The 21,158-nt window shown below is 59.9% G+C and carries 21 protein-coding genes; 9 read left to right on the top strand and 12 right to left on the bottom strand.

What is annotated here, in order from left to right:
• Position 1: 1 nt before the first annotated feature.
• A complete protein-coding gene (locus AAD018_RS03655; RefSeq protein WP_367313485.1) occupies positions 2-973 on the bottom strand; it encodes an SDR family oxidoreductase in 972 nt (323 codons plus the stop codon).
• Between the two features lie 190 nt (positions 974-1,163).
• Here AAD018_RS03655 and otsB point away from each other — a divergent pair, with 190 nt between their 5' ends.
• On the top strand, positions 1,164-1,910 hold the full coding sequence (gene otsB, locus AAD018_RS03650) for a trehalose-phosphatase (protein WP_367313486.1): 747 nt from the start codon (positions 1,164-1,166) through the stop codon (positions 1,908-1,910).
• Between the two features lie 25 nt (positions 1,911-1,935).
• Positions 1,936-3,315: an alpha,alpha-trehalose-phosphate synthase (UDP-forming) gene (locus AAD018_RS03645; RefSeq protein ID WP_367313487.1), complete on the top strand. Its 1,380-nt coding sequence runs from the start codon at positions 1,936-1,938 to the stop codon at positions 3,313-3,315.
• Positions 3,316-3,318: 3 nt separating this feature from the next.
• Here AAD018_RS03645 and AAD018_RS03640 read toward each other — a convergent pair whose 3' ends face one another.
• Positions 3,319-3,741, bottom strand: coding sequence for a helix-turn-helix domain-containing protein (locus AAD018_RS03640; protein WP_367313488.1), 423 nt, complete (start codon positions 3,739-3,741; stop codon positions 3,319-3,321).
• 107 nt (positions 3,742-3,848) lie between these two features.
• Between AAD018_RS03640 and AAD018_RS03635 the strand changes: the two genes are divergently transcribed.
• Positions 3,849-4,730 (top strand): helix-turn-helix domain-containing protein, encoded by an 882-nt coding sequence (locus AAD018_RS03635; RefSeq protein ID WP_367313489.1) that lies wholly within the window; start codon positions 3,849-3,851, stop codon positions 4,728-4,730.
• A 9-nt stretch (positions 4,731-4,739) separates the two neighbouring features.
• Positions 4,740-5,468, top strand: a complete 729-nt coding sequence (locus tag AAD018_RS03630) for a hypothetical protein (protein WP_367313490.1) — start codon at positions 4,740-4,742, stop codon at positions 5,466-5,468.
• Between the two features lie 64 nt (positions 5,469-5,532).
• Here AAD018_RS03630 and AAD018_RS03625 read toward each other — a convergent pair whose 3' ends face one another.
• The 5 genes from AAD018_RS03625 to AAD018_RS03605 all read right to left on the bottom strand — a co-directional run bounded on the left by AAD018_RS03625 (position 5,533) and on the right by AAD018_RS03605 (position 11,080).
• Complete coding sequence (locus AAD018_RS03625; protein WP_367313491.1) at positions 5,533-6,000, bottom strand: Hsp20 family protein; 468 nt, start codon at positions 5,998-6,000, stop codon at positions 5,533-5,535.
• A 143-nt stretch (positions 6,001-6,143) separates the two neighbouring features.
• Positions 6,144-6,950, bottom strand: coding sequence for a trypsin-like serine peptidase (locus AAD018_RS03620; RefSeq protein ID WP_412005172.1), 807 nt, complete (start codon positions 6,948-6,950; stop codon positions 6,144-6,146).
• Between the two features lie 136 nt (positions 6,951-7,086).
• Positions 7,087-8,454 carry a glycolate oxidase subunit GlcF gene (gene glcF, locus AAD018_RS03615; protein WP_367313494.1) on the bottom strand — a complete coding sequence of 456 codons (1,368 nt, stop codon included), beginning with the start codon at positions 8,452-8,454 and terminating at the stop codon, positions 7,087-7,089.
• A complete protein-coding gene (locus tag AAD018_RS03610; RefSeq protein WP_367313495.1) occupies positions 8,451-9,635 on the bottom strand; it encodes an FAD-binding protein in 1,185 nt (394 codons plus the stop codon). The genes glcF and AAD018_RS03610 overlap by 4 nt, the downstream gene beginning before the upstream one ends.
• The gene (locus AAD018_RS03605) at positions 9,632-11,080 is read right to left on the bottom strand and encodes an FAD-linked oxidase C-terminal domain-containing protein (RefSeq protein ID WP_367314208.1); all 1,449 of its coding nucleotides are present in this window, start codon (positions 11,078-11,080) and stop codon (positions 9,632-9,634) included. Before AAD018_RS03605 ends, AAD018_RS03610 begins: the two co-directional genes overlap by 4 nt.
• Positions 11,081-11,211: 131 nt before the next feature.
• On the opposite strand from AAD018_RS03605, the gene AAD018_RS03600 reads away from it, so the two are divergent.
• Positions 11,212-11,565 carry a hypothetical protein gene (locus AAD018_RS03600; protein WP_367313496.1) on the top strand — a complete coding sequence of 118 codons (354 nt, stop codon included), beginning with the start codon at positions 11,212-11,214 and terminating at the stop codon, positions 11,563-11,565.
• Here AAD018_RS03600 and AAD018_RS03595 read toward each other — a convergent pair.
• From AAD018_RS03595 to AAD018_RS03580, 4 genes are read right to left on the bottom strand one after another with little or no spacing between them, the layout of a single operon-like run.
• Positions 11,562-13,631, bottom strand: a complete 2,070-nt coding sequence (locus AAD018_RS03595; RefSeq protein ID WP_367313497.1) for a hypothetical protein — start codon at positions 13,629-13,631, stop codon at positions 11,562-11,564. The two genes, AAD018_RS03600 and AAD018_RS03595, sit on opposite strands and share 4 nt — an antisense overlap.
• Entirely contained in the window at positions 13,628-16,399 is a 2,772-nt protein-coding gene (locus tag AAD018_RS03590) for a DUF4159 domain-containing protein (protein ID WP_367313498.1), read from the bottom strand. The genes AAD018_RS03595 and AAD018_RS03590 overlap by 4 nt, the downstream gene beginning before the upstream one ends.
• Complete coding sequence (locus tag AAD018_RS03585; RefSeq protein WP_367313499.1) at positions 16,399-17,271, bottom strand: DUF58 domain-containing protein; 873 nt, start codon at positions 17,269-17,271, stop codon at positions 16,399-16,401. The genes AAD018_RS03590 and AAD018_RS03585 overlap by 1 nt, the downstream gene beginning before the upstream one ends.
• Complete coding sequence (locus AAD018_RS03580; RefSeq protein ID WP_367313500.1) at positions 17,268-18,275, bottom strand: AAA family ATPase; 1,008 nt, start codon at positions 18,273-18,275, stop codon at positions 17,268-17,270. Before AAD018_RS03580 ends, AAD018_RS03585 begins: the two co-directional genes overlap by 4 nt.
• A 72-nt stretch (positions 18,276-18,347) precedes the next feature.
• On the opposite strand from AAD018_RS03580, the gene AAD018_RS03575 reads away from it, so the two are divergent.
• The 4 genes from AAD018_RS03575 to AAD018_RS03560 all read left to right on the top strand — a co-directional run bounded on the left by AAD018_RS03575 (position 18,348) and on the right by AAD018_RS03560 (position 20,694).
• Positions 18,348-18,938, top strand: a complete 591-nt coding sequence (locus tag AAD018_RS03575) for a DUF1285 domain-containing protein (protein WP_367313502.1) — start codon at positions 18,348-18,350, stop codon at positions 18,936-18,938.
• 324 nt (positions 18,939-19,262) lie between these two features.
• Positions 19,263-19,508 (top strand): DUF2798 domain-containing protein, encoded by a 246-nt coding sequence (locus tag AAD018_RS03570; RefSeq protein WP_367313503.1) that lies wholly within the window; start codon positions 19,263-19,265, stop codon positions 19,506-19,508.
• Positions 19,509-19,576: 68 nt separating this feature from the next.
• Positions 19,577-19,954 (top strand): VOC family protein, encoded by a 378-nt coding sequence (locus AAD018_RS03565; RefSeq protein WP_367313504.1) that lies wholly within the window; start codon positions 19,577-19,579, stop codon positions 19,952-19,954.
• Positions 19,951-20,694: a helix-turn-helix transcriptional regulator gene (locus tag AAD018_RS03560; RefSeq protein WP_367313505.1), complete on the top strand. Its 744-nt coding sequence runs from the start codon at positions 19,951-19,953 to the stop codon at positions 20,692-20,694. The genes AAD018_RS03565 and AAD018_RS03560 overlap by 4 nt, the downstream gene beginning before the upstream one ends.
• On the opposite strand, the gene AAD018_RS03555 is transcribed toward AAD018_RS03560, so the two are convergent.
• Positions 20,695-21,087, bottom strand: coding sequence for a PAS domain-containing protein (locus tag AAD018_RS03555; protein ID WP_367313506.1), 393 nt, complete (start codon positions 21,085-21,087; stop codon positions 20,695-20,697). It lies immediately after the preceding gene.
• Positions 21,088-21,158 lie beyond the last annotated feature (71 nt).

Raw genomic sequence — 21,158 nt, 5'->3', positions numbered from 1 at the left:
CCTATCCCAAGATCAAACCGATCAAAAAAGCGAGCGCCGGAGCACCGAAGAACACCACCTTCCGCGCCAGATCTGCATCCACAATCATCCCATCATCCGAGGCGCGATCGCCGAAACTGCCTTCTGCCCGTGACGGGTAGTCCGCAGGGCTGAGCAGATTGTCTTCCCTATCTCCACTCTCTTCACGGTCAGACTTCTGGCTCTCAACCCCGTCATCGGCAAGCTTCTTGTCGAGCCAGTTTGGCAGGACCATGGTTCCAAATATCAGCTTTACCACCGACGTTCCCACAAGAAGCTCCCGTTCCTTGCCGGTCGCGGCTCGCATCACTGCCTTTGCGGCAAAGTCGGGTGAAAAGATCGGAGGCGCGGGTTGAGGTTTCTTGTCCATCCGATTGCGGGCCCAGTCAAATTGCGGCGTGTTGATCGCAGGAAGCTGAACGAGCGAAATGGACACCCGGCTTTTCTGGCGCAAAAGTTCTGACCGCACCGATCCCACAAAGCCATTGATCGCGTGTTTTGCAGCGCAATATGCCGACTGATACGGCACGGGACGGTAGGCCAAACCCGATCCTATGCAAACGATCCGACCTTTGGTCATATGCTTCAGCGCAGCGCGCGTCCCGTTCACTTGCCCTCCGAGCGTCGTGGCGAGAATTTCCTCGAACTCTTCGGCCGTCATTTCCTCGAACGGGGAAAACGTCGTGAGCATTGCTGCATTGACCCAGATCGATGGAGCGCCCCATTTTTCAACGATGGCCTTGGCGGCCTTTTCCATGGCGTCGGCTTTGCTTACATCGACCGATTGGCAGAATACCTTGTCCTCACCTAGATCGGCGGCCATTTCATCAAGGCGTGCCTGACCGCGCGCCATAACGGCGACTTTGTATCCTTTGTCCAGCAACGCAGTGACGACCGCTCTTCCGACCCCGGCACTGCCTCCGGCTACTACTGCGATCCGATCTGTCTGTGCCATTTGTCGCGCCTTTCGCTGATCCTGCCGCTCAACAGGTGGCTCAAGACGTCGGTTCCAAGCGCACAGCAGACGCTGGATTTCTGATCATTCGATCAGGATCTGCGTATTTCGACAGCGATGAGGTGAGATTGGTGGAACCGCCCCTCGGGAAGCTGTGTTTCTTCTTCATCCTCACACAGAGACTTTCACGATGATATCAGATCCAGAGCCGGTATCCGTCGGACCCTCGCTTGATCTGAAGACGGCCTCCGTCTTCCTTGATTTTGATGGAACCCTTGTCGACCTTGCCGACACACCGGACGGCGTATCGGTTCCGGATGATCTGCCTGCTTTGCTTCAGGATCTGTACAACGCATTGTCCGGACGGCTCGCTCTCGTGTCAGGTCGAAAGATTTCGGATCTCGAGACCTTTTTGCCGACGTTTCCGGGACCTATGGCAGGAGGGCATGGGGCAGAAACACGGATCGACGGCAACTATTCGGCGCATCCTTTCTCCGGATCCGAGGGCTATGATCAAATGCTCGCTTCTCTAGAGCAGATCGTTTCGGATCACCCAGGATCTCTGCTGGAAGAGAAGCCAACGGGTGCCGTCGTTCATTACAGGCAAGTTCCCGATAAGCGAGAGACGATTGGGAAGGCCCTTGCTTCCATCATGGAACGGCACAAGGACCTCGAACTTCACCAGGCCAAGATGGCCTTTGAGCTAAAGCCTTCAGATGTCGACAAAGGTGAGGCAACGCTCGATCTCTGGAAACATCTCGGGGGGAACATACCTGTCTTCATGGGCGATGACGCGAGCGATGAACCGGCGATGGATCTGGTCCAGAAGCATGGAGGCTTTGCTATAAAGGTCGGCGACGGCGACACGATCGCTCACCATCGCAAACCTGATCCTGCATCAATACGCGCACTTCTTCGCTCTTGGCTCACCTCGTAACGGCAAATGTGATAGGAATAGCTCTATGGCCGGACGTCTTATCGTCATCTCGAACCGCATTCCGTTGGGGGGACCTCCATCAGGTGGACTTGTCGTGGCCCTGCATGAGTGCCTCGAGCAGATCGGCGGTGTCTGGATAGGCGCGGCCGATGAGACGGTCGAGACACCGGCAGCAACATTCACGGAGCACAAGGAAGCGTCATATCAGAAGCTGACCTTTGATCTGACCAAGGAAGACTACCGGACCTACTATCTTGGCTATGCCAACGCTGTGCTCTGGCCCCTGTGTCACCGGCGCGGCGATCTCATTGACCTGCAGCAAGATTATCGCGACGGCTACTACCGGGTAAACGAGCGCCTTGCTCAGATGCTTGCGGATATCGTGACGCCGGACGATCGGATCTGGGTTCAGGATTATCACTTCTTTCCCCTCGCCCATGCGCTTCGCAAGCTCGGCGTGCGTGCGGCAATCGGATTCTTCCTGCATATTCCCTTCCCGACCCGAACCGATCTGGAAGCCTTGTCGGATCAGCGGGAGTTTCTGGACTGGATCGCCGCATTCGATCTGGTCGGCGTGCAGACAAAAGGAGACGTGGCAAGCTGCCTAGAAGTCTTCCGCGCGATGGGAGATGGCGAACTACAGCTTGATGGTGCCATGCGGCACGGAGCCCGCCGTTTTCATGTTCAAAGCTTCCCGATCGGGATCAATCCGGAAGGGTTCGCGCAATCGGCCGGTGAGGAAGATGGCAGGGAGATCCTGAACCTGCGTCCGAATGAGAAGCTTTTGATCGGGATCGACCGGCTCGACTACTCAAAAGGGCTCCCCAACCGAATGCGCGCAGTGGGTCAATATCTTGATATGCGACAGCCTGAGGACCCACGAGCGACCTTTCTTCAGATCGCACCGCCAACACGCGAGGGATTGGCAGCCTATGAAGATATTCGCAATGAGTTGGAACAGATCTCAGGAGCTGAGAATGGGAAACATTCCGATCTGGACTGGACCCCCATCCGATACATCCACCAAATGGTGCCCCGCCACCGCCTAGCTCCCATTCTGCGGGCCGCCGATGTCGGGCTTGTGACGCCTATGGCCGACGGGATGAACCTTGTCGCGAAAGAGTTCGTCGCTGCGCAAGATGGACGCGATCCGGGTGTTCTCGTGCTATCACGTTTTGCCGGAGCGGCAGAACAACTTGAGGGAGCGTTGATCGTGAACCCCTTCGATATCATGGAGATGGCGGATGCAATCCGTACCGCTCTCGTGATGTCTCTGGAAGAGAGAAGCGAGCGGCATGAACAACTGGCCCGGTCGGTCTTTACTGAAACTATCGATCACTGGACCGAAACTTACCTGAACGCGTTTGACCGGGTTATTCCAATTTCCATGCCGCTCTCGGCCTGAGCGTTAGCCGCTCGACCGTCCCTCATTCGCGACCTCGGTGATTAAACCGGTGATCGCGGACTTCAGCGGCCCTCTGGGCAGCTGAGCCAATGTCGCTGCAAGACGTGCGGTCTCATCGTCGACCGGCGTCGGTTTGCAGCGACGACCCAACCCGTCGAAAAAATAGCTGACCGCGACTTCGCAAATCTGGGACAGCTCGAACAGGCGACTTGCCGAAACGCGGTTCGCGCCTGTTTCATACTTCTGCAACTGTTGAAACGAGATGGACATGCGGGTCGCAAGGTCCGATTGCGACAGACCTCGCATCTGACGAACTTCACGGATCTTGCGGCCAACATGGGTGTCTACGGGATGGGGCATCTGTAACCTTTGAATTTCACTTTCGCCCACCATGAATGGTTGAGCGGGGGTCAGACAATTCATCATTTCTGGCTAATTTCTGTACCCAAATACGACACTGATGGATGATTTTTGTTCCCGTCGCTTTAGTTTTGTGGTGAATAGTTCTTTAAGGCAGGCAGGGAAGCACGTTCATGGCACGTCAGCAGGGAGAAGCGATCCTATTCGAGCTCTTGCGCTCGTTTACCATGCTCGCCGAAACCCTGAATTTGTCACGGACCGTGGAACGCCTCGGAACCACTCGGCAAACCGTTCGGCGCCATCTAGTAATTCTCGAAGAGCATATGGGCGGCCCTCTCTTCGAACTTGTGGACCGCGAATATCAACTGACAGAACGCGGTCGAAATGCCCTGCGCGAGGCCGAGGAGCTTTTGGCCCGAGGCGATGCGTGGCTGCGAAACCAGTCCGGCCATATCGATGGTCGCTATTTCCTTCGCTCGAACAACGCCACCGATCAGAAATACTTTCTCGAACAACAGCCGCTGCGTCAGCTCTGGACAGTCGACGCGCCACTCCTGCAAGAGAGCGTCCGCGCCTGGGCAGAAGCGAAGGGGGAGCTTGAGCATGCCGTCTTCGCTCCAATCCGCCCTTATATCATGGTCTTCCGACTACACGGGGAGGACTGGCTTTGCACACATGTGGGGGAAAAATCGTCTTTTGCGACTTGGTTCGGATGGGAATGGGAGCGGTCGATGATCGGCCGCGGTCTGGTCGATTTCCCAGGAGGCCGAGGATTTGCACGGCTCATGACGCAGCCCTTCCGCGAGGTCTACGAGACCGAAGGACTACGGCTGGATCATATCCTGACGCACATCCCCCGCGACCCTGACGGCCCTCCAGCGCCGATTGCCTACCGTCGTCTCCTGCTGGGATGCCGCTTTCCTGACAGCAGCTTTGCCCTGGTTAGCGTGGTTGATCGCACCCACAATCTAAAGATCGAGGGGGTCGAACGGTCCGATATCGAAGCGATGCCGGAAGATCTTGTGATGTCGATCAATCCTCTCGAAGCGGCTTGAGGGTTCGATATGGCGTTTCATCCACCCCTCACCTACCCCGATGCGATCGAGACGACGTTCGATGCGATTCAGTATGTCACGGGAATCAATGGCCTGCTGAATGAGCAGGGAATCACCCTCGAGATGGGGTCGGATTTTACAAGATATACCCAATTGACTGGTAAAGCGCGGCCTGATCAGCCTGTCGGACCACCTTTCGATCATAGGTTGCACTACCTGACGCAAAGCAATTCGTTCTGGATCGTTGGACGGGACGAAACGGGCCGTGTTGTCCATTGTCAGGCGATAAAATCGCTCGATTTGGCAGGTAGTCATCTCGCGGAATATCTAGCTGAACGCTATCTTGATTTTCCTCCTGCGGGTCTTGCTTTGGATCTGGCTTCCTCGCGCTGTCACCCCGGGCCAATGGCGCATAAAATCCGCGGGAAGGTTTGCTATCACGGAGATGTCTGGCTCGATACGTCCTATCGCGGCTCTGGAGTTTCCTCTCTTCTCGCGAGGCTGGCTCTGATCACGTGCCTCCTTCATCTGCGACCAGATCACATCTTTGCCTTCATGCCCGAGGGCATTGCCTTTCGAGGTCTGACAGAACGCGAGGGCTACATGCACGCCGAGCCAGGCATTCTAAGCTGGGCCCTTCTTGGTGGGGGAACTGTCGAGGGTTTCATGATCTCGGTGGGGCAAGACGATCTTCGACAGCTTCTCAGGATCCCTCCCCGCCGTTTGCTGAAGCGATAATGTGCAGACAGACAAAAAGGCCGCCGAGGTGAACTCAACGGCCCTATTCAGGTAGTCACGTGATTTAGTTGACGGCTTTTGCCTCAACAAGATCCGTCTCGACGCCTGGAGTCTTAGCGATTTCGATCCGGCGCGGTTTCAGCGCCTCGGGTATCTCGCGCGTCAACTCGATATGAAGCATCCCGTCAGCATGGGCGGCTCCGTTGACCGTGACGTGATCGGCCAGATGGAAGCGACGCTCGAACGCGCGGGTGGCAATGCCGCGATGAAGGAACGTGCGGTCTTCGTCATCTTCCGTCTTCCTAGCGGTTACGACGAGAGCCTTATCCTTCACCTCGACGCTCAGATCGGCATCAGAGAAGCCTGCGACGGCAATCGAGATGCGATAGGCATCCTCGCCAATCTTCTCGATGTTGTAGGGGGGATAGGACGGCTGGCTGACATCCGACGCCAGCACCCTGTCCATCAGGTTGGCGATCTGATCAAAACCGACCGTTGACCGATAGAGCGGTGCAAAATCAAAAGTACGCATGGAATCCTCCGTTGAGCGATACCTAATATGTGCGGTCTTCCGGATGCGGACCGACCGACGATGAGCTCGGGACCCTCTATGGCATCCCGATACCGCTCATTTGGGGAGGCGGTCTTTCGGTTTCAAGACCCCTGACAACAGGGTCATGGACGGAGAAATTTTGCGCCTGTATCGGCGCGATCGCCTGCCTCGATAAAGCGCTGGTCTCCGCCAACGCGAGCGGGAGCGACAGTCGCAAACTCTGCCTTCAGCTCAGCCAGCGGCCGCGCCAAGGACGTGCCCAGCGACACCTTACGCTCGTCCAGTTCTGCCATTGAGGAGACGACCGAGACGATCCGGGCCACGCCGTTCTTGACGGAGAAAACAGGTGATCCGCTGGACCCGAAATCGACGCTGCATGTCATCACCAGAACGCCCAACCGAACGCCGAGAACCTCACAGGTTTCCTGCAAGGTCGGGTTGTCCGCGCGGTCCTTGCCGTATGAGACAACGCCGACTTCATCTCCCCTGCCGGGGCGTGCATCGGTTTCAAACGGTCTGATCCGGCTGTTTCGAATGGGTTGATCAAGCTCGAGAAGGGCGAGGTCATGGGAAACTTCGCGACCGACATTGGACCCAGACCGGTGAACATAGTCAGGATGCGTGACAGCCCGCTTCACACCTCGATAGGCGCGCGCCTGTCCACCTCTGAGACCTGCGAGAAACTGGATCTGCGAAATCTCGACGAGCTGCCCATCGTCGCGATAAAGGCAATGCGCTGCCGTCAGAACCTGATCGACGTCGACCAGAGCGCCCGTGCAAAAACCTTTCCCGACGATATCAAGTCGCCCGACGCCCTCCCAGCCTCGACTGGCATCTGCTGTCTCAAGGCTCAGCATCACGGCATCCTCGGCCACGGAAGCCGTCGCCACAATACAGCACAAAATGCCAGCAAAACACCGTCCGAGCATCGTCACCTATTCCCCGGTCGGACCCTAGATATCTGTTGCGGCGAAACTTAGGCGCAGCTCGGGCCTCTTCCGTTTCCCACCCTAAGATCAACCCAACCAGATATCCATTGTTTTCAATATGGAGGAACGGGGTTCCTCAGGCGTCGAGCGCGGGCGGACGCGGACCGCCGGTGGCCCAGTCGAGAAGCTCGACCGTATGGACAACTGGCGTCTCGGTTCCGCCGCCGATCTGCATCATACAACCGATATTACCGGCAGCGATCACATCGGGCTTTGTCGCCTCGAGAGTCAGCACCTTCCTGTCCTTAAGCTTTGCCGAGATTTCGGGTTGCATGAGGTTGTAGGTGCCCGCCGATCCACAGCACAGATGACTGTCAGCAGGTTCGACCACCTGAAACCCGACCGATTTCAGCAGATCCTTTGGGAAGGTTTTGATTTGCTGCCCGTGCTGAAGCGAGCAAGCCGCATGATAGGCCACGGTCAGATCACTGCTCATCGCCCTGTGACTCTCTTCGATCTGAGGCGCATCGGTGCCCGCGATCGAAACAAGCGCCTCGTTCACTGACGTTCCGGTCTCTTGACGCGGCATCAGCTGCACTAGCAGCTCGCTGACATCCATGGCCAGGTCCGACACCGTCGCCGCATCCTTTGCGCGCGCAGGATCGGTTCGAAACATGTGGCCGTAATCCTTGACCGTCGTGCCGCAGCCGCTTGTATTGATTACGATTGCGTCCAGATCGCCTGCGCGATGTTCGGCCATCCAGGCATCGATATTTTTCGCCGCAGTCTCATGGCTTTCGTCTGACTTGCCCATGTGGTGTACCAAGGCCCCGCAACATCCCTGTCCTTTCGCGATCACGACGTCGCAGCCTAGCCTCGTCAGCAGCCGGATCGTTGAATCGTTGATGTCCGTATTCAGCGCCCGTTGTGCGCATCCGGTCATGAGCGCCACGCGCTTGCGCCGCTCGCCTTGCGCTGGGAACGTCTGCGGATCGTCGTTGCGGCTGACCTGAGGGATCTGCCGCGGCGCCATCTCGAGCATCGCCCTCAGTCGAGGGTCAGGCATCAGCCGTCGCAGTGGCCGGGCAATCTTTGCTCCCAGAAGAGCGAGGCGGAAGCGTCCGGGATAAGGAAGGACCCAAGCCAGGACCCGCCTAAGCGCACGGTCCTGCCACGGGCGTTCGTAGTTTTCCTCGATATAGGCCCGCGCATGATCGACCAGATGCATGTAATGCACACCCGAAGGGCAAGTCGTCATGCAGGCGAGGCAGCTCAGGCACCGATCGATGTGTTTGACTGTTTTCTCGTCGGGCACACGCTCGTTCTCGAGCATATCCTTGATGAGATAGATCCGGCCTCGGGGGCTATCCAGTTCGTCCCCGAGCACCTGATAGGTCGGGCAGGTCGCCGTACAGAACCCGCAATGCACGCAGGAGCGCAGGATCTCGTTCGAGCGGGAGATAGCCGGATCCTCAAGCTGGTCGGCCGTGAAAGTCGTTTTCATGTATTCATCAGTCCGGGATTGAGGCGCCCCTCCGGATCGAACCGGGCGCGCAGTTGCTGCGACAAGTGTTCGACCGGGGAGGATTGCGGCTGAAACATCCCCAAGGAGCGCCGCGTCTCATCGCTGCCGCGGACGAGTGTTGCATGACCGCGCAATTCCGGCAGGACGGCTCTGAGATCCGTTCCCGGCGTCGTCGCAAGCCAGATTAGCCCACCCCCCCAATCGTAGAGAACTGGCGAAGAGGCGGACCGGGTGCCATCCGGTAGGTTGGCGATGAGGGCGGGCGCGTCCGAGGGTTTGACTGAGATCTTCCAGACATCGTCGCCGGTCCCGTGAAAGGGGCGGGCATCTCGAATATCGGACCAGGTCTGCGTGACCTGATCGGGATCGTTATCCACCGCAACCGACCCGAACCTGGACAGAAGTTGGGTCAATTGTTCGCTTCGGTATCGAACGGATGCCTCGAACCCCTCAAGACGGATTGATGTCATAGACCTGTCCGGGGTCGAGACATGAGCCGCTCCGGTGATATCATAGGGCGAGCCGAGCGCTGCTGACAGCGCCTTTACAGCATCGGTATCGGTTAAGCCCTCGAGAGAGACAGTCGCAGTCATGGCAGGGATGGGAAGCACCTTGAGCGAGACTTCTGTGAGAACGCCAAGCGTGCCGAAGCTACCCGCCATCAGCTTGACGAGATCATAGCCGGTGACGTTTTTCATGACCCGGCCACCGTTTTTGACGACCGTACCCATGCCGTCGACAAAGCGCACGCCAAGCAACGCATCCCGGCAGGCACCGACCTGAATTCTGCGAGGTCCCGAGCGACCGCTTGCCACAACGCCCCCGATGGTCGGAGCGCCCTCTGTCCCGAAGAGTCCTCGGTAATCAGGAGGCTCGAAGGCTAGTCGTTGCCGTTCGGCACTGAGAAGATCCTCGATTTCGGATAAGGGTGTGCCGGCTTTCGCGACAATCGTCAGCGCTCCGGGCTCGTAAAGCGTAATGCCGGACAGACCGGTAACAGACAGCCTGCGGTCAGTAGCAGATGACAAGGCTTGCGTATTGCCACCGGTGATCCGGACTGGAGTATCGAGGCTCCGGATGGCATCCGCTAAATCTTGTTCAGTCTTCGGTTCGAGGTTCTCGCGGATGCTAAACGGCCGCTCGGCGATTGTGTCGGTCATTGCGCGGCGATACTTGCGTTGCGCCGATCCTGCGAAACCGCCAGAGGGAAGACCTTAGCCGGGTTCAGCAGCCATTTCGGGTCGAACACATCTTTCACCGCCATTTGCGCCTCAAGATCTTCGGGCGCAAATTGCACATCCATCAGATCCCGCTTTTCGATCCCGACGCCGTGCTCCCCTGTCAGGCAACCGCCTGCCTCGACACAAAGCTTCAGGATCTCGGCCCCCAAGGCCTCGCAGGTCTCAAGCTGTCCCTCGACATTGGCATCAAAGAGGATCAGCGGATGCATGTTGCCGTCGCCCGCGTGAAAGACGTTCGCGACATCCAGACCGTACTCCTTCGAGAGCTCGGTGATCCGGCCCAGCACAAAGGCGAGGGAAGAGACAGGGATCGTGCCATCAAGGCACATGTAATCGTTGATCTGACCCATCGCACCGAAGGCCGATTTGCGGCCCAGCCAGATGCGCCCGGCCTCGTCCGCATCGCGCGCCTCGCGGAGCTCGACAGGGTCATGCTTGCGCGCGATTTGCGTGATAATCCCAAGCTGCTCATCGATCTCGGCGTCTGATCCCTCAACTTCAACGATCAGGAGCGCCTCGCACATCGGGTATCCTGCCTTGGCGAAGGCTTCGCAGGCTTCGATGCAGGGGCGATCCATGAATTCGATTGCCACCGGCAGAACGCCCGCCTTGATGATGTCGCTGACGACCTGTCCGGCGACGACCGAGCTGTCATAGCCCATCAGCACTGGACGGGCCCCTTCGGGTTTGCGCAGGATGCGAAGTGTCGCCTCTGTCACGACGCCAAGTTGCCCTTCCGATCCGCAGATCAGACCAAGCAGATCATAGCCTGCCGGATCAAGGTGACCGCCACCCAGCTCGATCACCGTTCCGTCCATCTGGACCATCGTCACGCCCAGCAGGTTGTTCGTCGTAACCCCGTATTTCAGACAATGCGCACCGCCGGAATTCATCGCGATATTGCCCGCAATCGCGCATGCTAGCTGAGACGACGGGTCGGGTGCGTAGAAAAAACCATCTTCCTCCACGGCGCCGGTGACAGAAAGGTTGGTCCGTCCGGATTGAACTCGGATCAGACGATTGTCGTAGTCAGTCTCAAGCACGGCATTCATCCGCGCGACGCCAAGGATCACACTGTCCTCGGTCGGAAGAGCGCCACCGGCGAGCGACGTTCCCGATCCGCGCGGGACAACTGGCACGTTCATCCGGTGACAGATCTTCAGAACCTGCGATACCTCTTCGGTCGATGACGGAAGCACAACGCAAAGAGGCGGACATCGATAAGCGGTGAGGGCGTCACACTCATAAACGCGTGTCTCGGCTGGGTCTGAGATCACCGCATCTTCGGCAAGATGGTCCCTGAGCGCCGCGACCAAAGCCGCCTTTTTTGACAGAACCAGCGGATCGGGGGCAGGCATCTCCATCATCGGTCCTCTCTGTCGGTGCTTGTTCCAATATAGAAAAGCGGACCGGCATCGGCAATTCGTTTCGCCGTGGCCTTGCGACACACCTGATTGTGAAAGACCCTTGCAAGATCGTCGTCTAGGGTGCCCCCATGCTGAAATATCTGATCTTTGCGCTTTTTCTTCCGGTCGCCGCTCTCGCGGACGAGCCGACCATCGTTGCAGTTGATGCAACCCAATCGGGTGATAGCTGGCGGTTCGATGTCACGCTTGAGCATCCTGATACCGGCTGGGATCATTATGCCGACGGCTGGGAGGTTTTGGCCGAGGACGGTACATCGCTTGGTCTGCGGGTCCTACATCATCCCCATGAGAACGAGCAGCCCTTCACTCGCAGCCTATCCGGCGTCGTTATCCCCGAGGGCGTTACCAGCGTGCAGATCCGCGCCCGATGCAACGTGGACGGATGGGGAGAGCCGATCCCGTTCGATCTGCCTGTTAGCTAGCTTCGTCCTTCGCGGATCCAGGCACCGATCAAGAACAGCCCCGATAGGATCAACAGGAGCCATGGCGGAACGAGCGAAAAGATTGTCAGGTCGGCCGTCCGATAGGCCTCTCTCGGAGTAATCCCGACCCAGCCGCGACCCGATGCGGTTCGACCGGCGCGCACGTCTCGAACAGATGGAATACCCGCTTCAGCCAGACGCACCGTTCCGCCCCGCATTTCGTCAGTCAGGGGCTCGAGGATCTCTCCGGTCGAGATCGTCTCTTCAAATTCACGCGGGGCGGATGGCCCCAGCGCGACAACGGTTCTCTCGGCCCCATCGGTGATTTGGTAAAGACCGATTTCAGGTGCCGTAAACTGCCCCTCGAAGAGACCCGGTCGGACTTCCTCCATCCCTAAAGCTACGGGCTCGCCGTCGGCGCTTTGCCATGTTGTCTCGTCGAGTTCTGTCTCCATCGTCCGGCGACGTACCGTGACCTCCAGACCATTTGCCTCGGCGCTGAATGCCTCTTCCTCGAGCTCAGGCTCTTTCATCATCCAGTGCGCCAGCCTGCGCAAAAGCTCAAGCTGGGGGCCGCCGCCTTCGTAACCACGGCTCCAGAGCCAGGCATGATCAGAGGCAAGAAGCGCAACGCGTCCCTCTCCGACGCGATTTAGGACAAGAAGCGGTCGCTCTCCGACGCCTTGCAGCACCGTCGTTCCCGTTGTGTCGGCAAGCTCGATCAGGCGGAACCAGCGACCCCAGCCGGGGCTCTCCTCGTCCGCCTCACCTTCGAACCCGTCGGTGAGACCTTCGGTGACGGGATGCCGTTCCCCTTCGTCCGTCAGACGCGGCAGAAAGCCGTCCTCGAGCACACGCGCCGTCGGTCGCGCAGGCAGGATCGATCCAAGCGCGGATCGATAGAGACTGTCAGCAGAGGCAAAATCCGGTCCCGCCGCGACAAGAACAGCGCCTCCGCGTTCGACATAAGAGCGGATATTCTCGAAATATTGCGGAAGAAGGATGCCCCGCCGCTTGTAGCGATCAAAAATGATCAGATCGAATTCGTCGATCTTGTCGAGGAAAAGCTCGCGGGTCGGAAACGCGATGAGGCTCAGTTCGTCGACGCGCACGCCATCCTCTTTTTCAGGCGGGCGCAGGATGGTGAAATGCACCAAGTCAACCGAGCTGTCGGATTTAAGAAGGTTGCGCCAAGTCCGCTCGCCTGGATGCGGCTCGCCTGAGACGAGAAGGACCCGAAGACGATCCCGCACGCCATTGATCGAAACGACAGCGACATTGTTTCGGTCTGTGAGTTCACCCTCCATGGCGGGGGTGGTGAACTGTAGGACATTACGGCCTCCATGTGGAAGGGTCACCGGAAGCTGGACATCCTGACCAAGCGGGACCTGGAATGTCATCGGAGGATTCTCGTCGACGGCGATGGTCAGATCCGCCAGCGTCCCTTCTGGCGCTTCGCCCTGGTCCTCGATCCGGACAGTCAAATCGACCGATTCCCCCAAGATGGCGAAGGCAGGGGCGTTTTGGACGACGAGCCGCCTGTCCCAATCGTCCTCCTCCCCGGTCAGCAAGGTATGAAACGGTGCAGGCAGGTCCGGGGCCTGTTCGAAATCGTGGACGCGCCCGTCAGTGATGGCGAGGATACCCGCGATCCGGGCCCGCGGCTCTTCCGCGATAGCCTCCTGCAAAGCCGCCATAAGACGTGTGCCTTCGTCGCCTTCGCCGTCGCCAACCTCTACAATCCGAAGTTGGGTATTGGGACGCGCCTCGATCTCTTGGGTCAACTGCCGCAAAGCCGCTTCGGTTTGCGCCGGGCGATCCGCAATCCGCTGACTGGCAGATCGATCGACCACCAGCATCACGATGTCCGATAAGGGCGCACGCTCCTCTTGTTGGAGCGACGGATTAACGAGGGCCAAAACCAACATCGCGCCTGCCAAACCCCGCAGCCACCATCCGCGCAAGCCGCGCCAAAGCGCAAGACCGACAGCCAGCACTGCGACACCTGCCACTGCATAGATGAGCATCCATTCCAGGAGCGGGTTGAAGATCAGCGTTCCGGTCATTGGCCCAGCCTGTCGAGCAGATCGGGCACGTGAACCTGATCGGATTTATAATTGCCGGTCAGTACATGCATGATCAGGTTGACGCCAAAGCGGAAAGCAAACTCGCGTTGCCGGTCACCCGCTGCGCCGCGACCGATGGGCAGCATCCAGTTGCCGCGCGCGCCAATGGCCCAGGCCGAGGCCCAGTCATTGCCGCCGATCACCACGGGCGTTACCCCGTCGTTAAGGTTGCGGAAGGGCATTCCCGGGGCCCGTTCGGCATCCGGCGGGGAGGCCTCGACCCAGACATCGCGGCTTGTGTATCGACCCGGAAAGGCTTGGATCAGGTAGAACGTGCGCGTCAGCACATGATCCTCGGGCACGGGCTCGAGCGGAGGAATGTCCAGCGCACGAGCGATGGCCTGCAGCCTGCGACCTTCGGGCGAGCCACTGCCGAACCCTGCCGTATCTGAGTCGCGCGTGTCAAAGAGGATCATCCCCCCGTTACGCAGATAGCGGTTAATCTTGCCGTAGGCTTCCCGCGAGGGAAGCGGCTGATTGGCGGTGATCGGCCAATAAAGGAATGGGAAAAAGGCGAGTTCATCCCGTTCAATATCGATCGCGATCGGCTCGCCAGGCTCGATGGAAGTGCGGGCGAAGAGAACGTTCGACAGACCGCGCAGCCCGGCCTCTGCCACCTCATCGACTGTTGGATCTCCGGTCAAGATATGGGCCAAGACCACTTCGCCGGTCGCGACCTGCGCAAGGGCGTCATCGGTCATCTCGCTTCTCTCCTGCGCCTCAGCCACTGGCGGGAGCATGAGGAGAAGTGCGATCAGAGCAGCAACGCCAGATCTGGGGCCACGCAGTCGCCCGGAGACGAGAAGGGAGGCAAGAATATCAAAAGTGAGAAGGGCGAGCGCGACTGCAATCAAGAGGCCCTTGAGCGGGCGCTCCTGATCAAGGCTAGGTCCTTCGACAGGAATGCGGGCAGGCCAAAACGCGGGGGCAAGTTCAGTGTCAGCCTTTATCACATTCACGGCAATTCGCGCCTCTTCGCCCGCATATAGTCCAGGAGGCACCTCCGCCGACAATGTTCCCTCAGCCAGAACCTCTCCGGTCACACCATTTAATCGGTCTGCCTCGCTTAGCTGTCCAAAGGCATCGAGTACCTCTTCAGGCGCCCATGTCGTTCCGGCAAGATCCTCCACCGTGGGCCGCTCGGGCCGGGTCAGAACCGCGAGCCTCTCGAGCATCTGCACGAAAAGACCCGATAAGGGCAATGTCGTCCATTCGGCATTGGCTGTGACGTGGAAAAGGACGACCTGCCCCTCTCCCAGAACCTTACGGGTCACGAGGGGGGTTCCGTCAGTGAGTTCAGCGATCACCCGCTCGTCCAGCTCCGGGCCTGGCTCTGCGACGACCTGGGCCGAGACAGCGACGTCGTCCGGGACGCTCAATCCGTAAAATGGCGAGTCCTCTTCAAAGGGTGCAAGCGCTTTGGGCTCTCCCCAGCTCATCGCGCCGCCAACGGTCCTTCCGCCGGCACGGAGCCGGACAGGCATCAGCGGATCCTCTTCGCCGCGGCTCACATCACTTGCGGCAAGCCTTGGTCCGGCAAAGCGAAGGAGCATTCCCCCCTCCTCGACCCAGTCAAACAGAACGTCCACCTCGTTGGGAGATAGCGTTGCGACATCCGCCAGAACGATGACATCCGGAGCCGCGATCAACAGGTCGTCCAGAACACCCTCAAGAATATCAGCGGTCGGAGCCAGCGCCTGTCGCACATAGTGAAGTGGCGAAAGAAGATCGATCTCTTCCCGTTCCTCCCGGCCCGCGATCAAGGCAACCTCGCGACGTTTGAGTGCATCATCCGTCAAGCTCACGGCAGCCGCTGACCGGACACCATCAAGCTGGAACCGGCTGATCCTGTTGCGTAATTCCGGCGGAAGCGTCAGAGCCACATCGAGCGTCCGGGCCGCAGGTTCGAACTCAGTCTCGATCTGCGCAAGATTCCGTTCCACCCCCGCGGGGTCCAGTCCGAAGGCCTGGACCGTAACTGCGCCGGGACCCGCTCCGGAGGATCTGTTGATTGTCATCTCGATCTGACCATCCGCGAAGGTCGCGGGGCCAAGACCAAGGACAGGGCGCGGCGTCTGATAGACGAAGACGTCCCCCTTTGCCTCAAGCGCTTGCAGAACGGGCTCGCGGCTCTCGCGCTCAAGTCCGTCAGAGAACCAGAACGTGTCGAACGGTCCTTCCAGCTCATCGACCCAAGCCAGAAGCGCTTCGCTATCGGGCTCGAACGGGCGCGGAGCAAGAGACGGCAAGCGTGTCATCCAGCTTTCCGCAGGCTGCATCACGAGGTCCGGCTCAAGATCCGTAGCCACGGCGATGGCCACCGGGCGGCCCCTGCGAGCCGCGTCATCGAGAAGCGCCGATGTCCGTTCCATCCGGCGCGGCCAATCACGGGCATCGGCCCATGTTCCGTCCAGCAGAACAAGGAGCGGACCGTCTCCCGACCTTTGTTCCTGAGGGTTCAGAACAGGCCCGGCAAAGCCGATGATAATCGCAGCCGCCGCGAGAAGCCGGAGCAGGAGAAGCCACCATGGGGTTCGGTCACTCTGACTTTCGCGGTCCTTTAGGCCAAGCAAAAGCGCGACACCGGGGAAGCGTCTGCGGATCGGCGCGGGCGGAACCGCCCGGAGCAGGATCCACAAGATCGGCAGGACGATCAGGCCAAGAAGCAGCCAAGGCGCCGTGAAGCCGAGGGGTCCCAGCGTCCACATCAGGTATGCCGCCCCAAAGCGCCATGGATCCACAGTAGGGCGGCCGCAGCGCTTTGCGATGTATGGTGTGAGGAGACCTGCCAGCCCGTTCGATGGGCGAGATCGGCCAAGTGACCTTTCCGTTCGGCCAGACGTTCGAGATAACGGTCCCGAAGATCACCCGCCTTGAGTGTCTGGTGTTGAAGCCCGCCCTTCATGCTTTCGAAGATGGTTCTACCATCAAAAGGAAACGCTTCTTCCTGCGGATCGAGTACCTGAAGGAGCACCCCGCGCACGCCGCGATCGGCGGCATCCGTCAAGGCAGCCTCGACATCGCCGATCTCTCCTAAAAAATCAGAGATGAAGATGGCGCGGCTATGGGGGAGCATTCCGCGTGCGACCGGGGCGCCGTATTCCGTCTCATCCTCTTCGGACAGGGCGCCGGCCAGTCGCATAAGCTGCATCTGCCCGGCTCTGGCAGGGAGGTTCAAGCCGGTGAGGCCAACACGCTCCCCTCCACGGAAGAGGAGGATCGCGGCGGCCAGACCAATCAGGCGCGCCCGGTTCGCCTTGGTCGGCAGGTCCTTGTCCGAACTGAACCCCATCGAAGCGGACCTGTCGATCCACATCATCACCGATTGGGCGATCTGCCATTCCTTCTCGCGCACGAAATGGGCATCGGCGCGGGCCGACCGACGCCAATCGATATTGCGTGCTTCATCAATAGCTTGCGCAGGACGGTATTGCCAGAAGGCATCGCCCATACCCGCACGCCGCCGTCCATGCTCGCCCAAAAGGACCGTCGTCGCCAAGTGCTCCGCCTCCGCCAGAAGCGGAGGGAAGGCACTGGCCGCATCGGACGCCTCGGCGCGGAGGGCTTCGGGTGTCGTCACGCGGCGGCCTGAACCCGGAGGCTGCTGGAGGCGACCTGTTCGATCACATTCGTCAGGCGCTCGCCGCGGGCGCGGGCGGCGAAACTGAGAGCCATACGATGTTCGAGGACGGGCACGGCCATGGCCATGATGTCCTCGGGCGAGGGCGCGAGGCGACCGTTCAGCAAAGCCTCCGCGCGAACCGTGAGCATCAGGGCCTGAGCCGCGCGGGGACCGGGGCCCCAGCTCACGGTTTCGCGGACGATGTCGGGGGCGGAGGGATCCTCAGGGCGGCAGGCGCGGACGAGATCGAGGATCATCTCGACGATGGCGTCGCCGACCGGCATCCGGCGCAAAAGCGCTTGTGCTGCAAGGAGTTCCGGGGCGGTGAAGACCTCGGTCGAGGCTTCCTCGGAGCTGCCTGTGGTGGCGATCAGAATGTCCCTTTCGGTCGAGCGGTCGGGATAGGGCACGTCGATCTGCACGAGGAAGCGGTCGAGCTGCGCTTCGGGGAGGGGATAGGTACCCTCCTGCTCGATCGGGTTTTGCGTGGCCAGGACGTGGAACGGCACACCGAGGGGGCGGTGCTGACCGGCGATGGTGACTTCCTTTTCCTGCATCGCCTGAAGCAGCGCGGACTGGGTTCGGGGGCTGGCGCGGTTGATCTCGTCGGCCATCAGAAGCTGACAGAAGATCGGACCTTCGATGAAGCGGAAGGCGCGGCTGCCATCGTCGGATGTCTCGAGCACTTCGGAGCCCAAGATATCGGCTGGCATCAGGTCAGGCGTGAACTGAATGCGGTTTCCGTTTAGGCCCATCACCGTACTAAGTGTCTCAACAAGCCGGGTTTTTCCAAGACCCGGCAGGCCGATCAGAAGCGCGTGACCGCCGCCGAGCATCGAGGCCAGCACCAGTTCGACCACCCTGTCCTGCCCGATGAAACGGCGGGAAATGCTCTGCTTGGCCTGGCTCAGGCGGTCGCCGAGCGCCTCGATCTCGGGCACCAGGGTGGTGTCTTCGGTCATGGGCTTCCTCTCTAACAGGTCTATGTAAATATAGGATCGACAGTTAAGCCTTGGTAGGAAATTGGCAATCGGATGACCAGACAAGACGATGTGAATAGACCGGATGCCGAGGGGCTGGCTGCGTCTGCCCGAAAGGCGAGCGGAAAAGGGCCGCCTCCGGTGCATCTTTGGGACCCGCCGTTTTGCGGCGATCTCGACATGCGGATCGCGCGGGACGGGACGTGGTTTTATCAGGGAACGCCCATCGGGCGGGAGGGGCTCGTCCGACTTTTTTCCAGCATTATCAAGAAGGAAGGGGACGACTACTTTCTCGTGACCCCGGTGGAGAAGGTCGGGATCACGGTCGAGGATGCGCCTTTTGTTGCTATCGACTTCAGGCAGACAGAAGAGGGATTGCTGTTCGAGACGAATGTGGGCGACACGGCGTTGGCGGGAGCGGATCATGCGATCCGGATTGCGCGGGACGGGCCTGAGGGGGAACCCTCGCCTTACATACATATCCGCGCGAACCTCGAGGCGCTGATCGACCGTAAGTCCTTCTATCGATTGATAGATATCGGAGAGCACCGCGACGTCGAAGGCACCGAATGGTTCGGGATAGCGTCGGGAGACAGCTTTTTTCAGATCATGCCCAGCGCGGAACTTGAGGCGGCTTCGGCCTGATTTGCGGCCATACGCGCGGATCTGCCGCAGACCGGGCCTGTGGTTTGCGCCCCGAGATGGCCGCACGGGCGCGACTCAGAAGTAAACGCGAGGAAATGCGGATTATTCAGGCTTCGGTATCCGGTCGGTATCACGTCGGTATTTGGTCGGTGGATTTTCGGCATGACCCCGGATTAACGCTGCGGTCGATGCCGCTGCGCGCAACACCCATGAACAATAGAATGGCTGGAATCCGGATTGTTGATATTCGCAGACGGCCTGTGCGAATGCCGCGCTTGCAGTGCCGCAGCGCCGCATTCTAGGCTGCGGGTAAAAGGACTGCCGATGATCCCTGCTCGATATTCACAGATCCTCTTCAGCCTGATCCTGTCGGGTCTGATGTCGTTCATCGTCTCGTGCATCGCCACCTTCCGGGCCGTCGGCGCGGCCGAGGGGTTCGTCGGGATCTGGCTGAGTTCGTGGCTGGCGGCCTGGCTCGTGGCATTTCCGGCGGTTCTGGTGGTTGCGCCGATCACGCGGCGAATCGTGGCCTGGATGGTCAGAACCGAGGAGCCGGGACCAGGTAGCTGACAGCACGCTGTCAGGAGGAGTATGATTGGGTAGAGATGTTCCACCTTTTCATTATTCGGAGACCCAAGATGGCCTTTACACCGACCCACACCGTTTGCTGGATCGAAATTCCCGTGACAGACCTCGATGCCTCCCAGGCCTTTTATGCCAAGGTCTTCGACTGGGACATGACACGGATGGAAGAGGGGCCGAACCCGACCGTCTTCTTCAAGCCCGATCCGATGTCGGATGGCGTTTCGGGCCATCTTTATCCTGGCAAGCCGTCAGAAAACGGGCCCACGATCCATCTTGTGGTCCCGGACAGTCTGAAGGCTGCGAAGGAGCGGTGCGCCTCCGCCGGCGGCAAGCTGGTCGGTGACGATACCGACCTTCCGGTGGGCACGTTTTGCTATGCTCATGATCTCGATGGTAATTCCATCGGCCTATTCGAGGCGAAACAGGCATGAGGCGGGCGGACCGGCTCTTCCGGCTGGTGGATCTGCTGCGCGGCGGCGATCTGATGACGGCCGAGGTTCTGGCCGATCAGCTCGAAGTGTCGGTCCGCACCGTTTATCGCGACATGGCCGATCTGATGGCCAACGGGGTGCCGATCACGGGCGAGGCCGGGGTTGGCTACGTGATGGGCGGCGGATGGGATCTGCCGCCGATGATGTTCACCGAGGACGAGATTGTGGCGCTTGTCGGGGGCGCGCGGATGATCCAGGCTTGGGGCGGCACCGAGATGGCGGCGGGCGCGGATGCCGCGCTTAAGAAGATCGCGGCGGTGCTCCCTTCCGATGCCAAGCGGCGGATCGACGGCGTGCATGTCCACGCGATGCGGATGCCGCGTCAGACCCCGGACATGGCCGCCGCGCTTGACCGGATCGAGACCGCGACGGAAGGACGCCAGCGGTTGAGCTTTGACTACCAGGATGAGGCGGGGGCCGAGACGCGGCGGACGGTGCGTCCGCTTGGTCTGTGGTTCTGGGGGCAGGTCTGGACGCTGGTTGGCTGGTGCGAGCTGCGCGAGGATTTTCGCATGTTCCGCGTCGACCGGATGGCGGATCTGACCGGCGGGGGTGCCTTCCGGCTGGAGCCGGGACAGACCTTGCGGGATTTCCGGTTGCAGCATGTGGAGGGATGCGGCGCCGAAGAGGCCCCGGCTCGCGGTTTGGATCGTGAGACGCCGGGCGATGCGCGCGCCTGATCAGCCTGCGCGCTGGGCGGTCATATCCATGAAGATGGCGAGCTGTTCACCGCCGCGCGCGCCGGAGCGTCCGCCCATGCCCCGGGCTGCGATCCAAAGCGGTGGCTGCGTTCCGCGATCGATGCGGAACTCGAAGCTGTAGGGGCCGTCTTCGGCGGCGGAGCGTTCCCACGCGTCGATGGCAGCGGGCCGGTCATCGGCCAGGATGCCGTCCCAGAGCATGTCGAGCGTGACAATCGGATCGTCGATCTGCCAGAACTTGCGGCTAAGGCTGTCGAGCCAGACCTCTTGCGTTTCGGGGTTCCAGGACCAGAGAGCCAAGTCGCCCAAATGGATCGCTTCCTCGAAATCGGCGAGGGTGAAGGGGAAGTCGGGATCAGATATCTGTTTCATGGCGTGCTCAGTTGCATTTGGAACGGGATCCGGCAAGCGGGCCGGTTTGTCGCAGTTTAATCGCGCTGAAT

Origin of the sequence: Aestuariibius insulae, assembly GCF_040783535.2 — a bacterium.
Taxonomy (GTDB): domain Bacteria; phylum Pseudomonadota; class Alphaproteobacteria; order Rhodobacterales; family Rhodobacteraceae; genus Aestuariibius; species Aestuariibius insulae.
This window is presented reverse-complemented; position numbering and strand designations above follow the sequence as displayed.

Coding starts and splice junctions, on each gene's coding strand:
- AAD018_RS03575 (WP_367313502.1), top strand. CDS start 18,348: ATGACCAGACAAGACGATGTGAATAGACCGGATGCCGAGGGGCTGGCT.
- glcF (WP_367313494.1), bottom strand. CDS start 8,454: ATGAAAACGACTTTCACGGCCGACCAGCTTGAGGATCCGGCTATCTCC.
- AAD018_RS03620 (WP_412005172.1), bottom strand. CDS start 6,950: ATGCTCGGACGGTGTTTTGCTGGCATTTTGTGCTGTATTGTGGCGACG.
- AAD018_RS03635 (WP_367313489.1), top strand. CDS start 3,849: ATGGCACGTCAGCAGGGAGAAGCGATCCTATTCGAGCTCTTGCGCTCG.
- AAD018_RS03600 (WP_367313496.1), top strand. CDS start 11,212: ATGCTGAAATATCTGATCTTTGCGCTTTTTCTTCCGGTCGCCGCTCTC.
- AAD018_RS03630 (WP_367313490.1), top strand. CDS start 4,740: ATGGCGTTTCATCCACCCCTCACCTACCCCGATGCGATCGAGACGACG.
- AAD018_RS03555 (WP_367313506.1), bottom strand. CDS start 21,087: ATGAAACAGATATCTGATCCCGACTTCCCCTTCACCCTCGCCGATTTC.
- AAD018_RS03640 (WP_367313488.1), bottom strand. CDS start 3,741: ATGATGAATTGTCTGACCCCCGCTCAACCATTCATGGTGGGCGAAAGT.
- AAD018_RS03645 (WP_367313487.1), top strand. CDS start 1,936: ATGGCCGGACGTCTTATCGTCATCTCGAACCGCATTCCGTTGGGGGGA.
- AAD018_RS03570 (WP_367313503.1), top strand. CDS start 19,263: ATGATCCCTGCTCGATATTCACAGATCCTCTTCAGCCTGATCCTGTCG.
- AAD018_RS03590 (WP_367313498.1), bottom strand. CDS start 16,399: ATGTGGACGCTGGGACCCCTCGGCTTCACGGCGCCTTGGCTGCTTCTT.
- AAD018_RS03595 (WP_367313497.1), bottom strand. CDS start 13,631: ATGACCGGAACGCTGATCTTCAACCCGCTCCTGGAATGGATGCTCATC.
- otsB (WP_367313486.1), top strand. CDS start 1,164: ATGATATCAGATCCAGAGCCGGTATCCGTCGGACCCTCGCTTGATCTG.
- AAD018_RS03580 (WP_367313500.1), bottom strand. CDS start 18,275: ATGACCGAAGACACCACCCTGGTGCCCGAGATCGAGGCGCTCGGCGAC.
- AAD018_RS03610 (WP_367313495.1), bottom strand. CDS start 9,635: ATGACCGACACAATCGCCGAGCGGCCGTTTAGCATCCGCGAGAACCTC.
- AAD018_RS03655 (WP_367313485.1), bottom strand. CDS start 973: ATGGCACAGACAGATCGGATCGCAGTAGTAGCCGGAGGCAGTGCCGGG.
- AAD018_RS03605 (WP_367314208.1), bottom strand. CDS start 11,080: ATGGAGATGCCTGCCCCCGATCCGCTGGTTCTGTCAAAAAAGGCGGCT.
- AAD018_RS03560 (WP_367313505.1), top strand. CDS start 19,951: ATGAGGCGGGCGGACCGGCTCTTCCGGCTGGTGGATCTGCTGCGCGGC.
- AAD018_RS03565 (WP_367313504.1), top strand. CDS start 19,577: ATGGCCTTTACACCGACCCACACCGTTTGCTGGATCGAAATTCCCGTG.
- AAD018_RS03625 (WP_367313491.1), bottom strand. CDS start 6,000: ATGCGTACTTTTGATTTTGCACCGCTCTATCGGTCAACGGTCGGTTTT.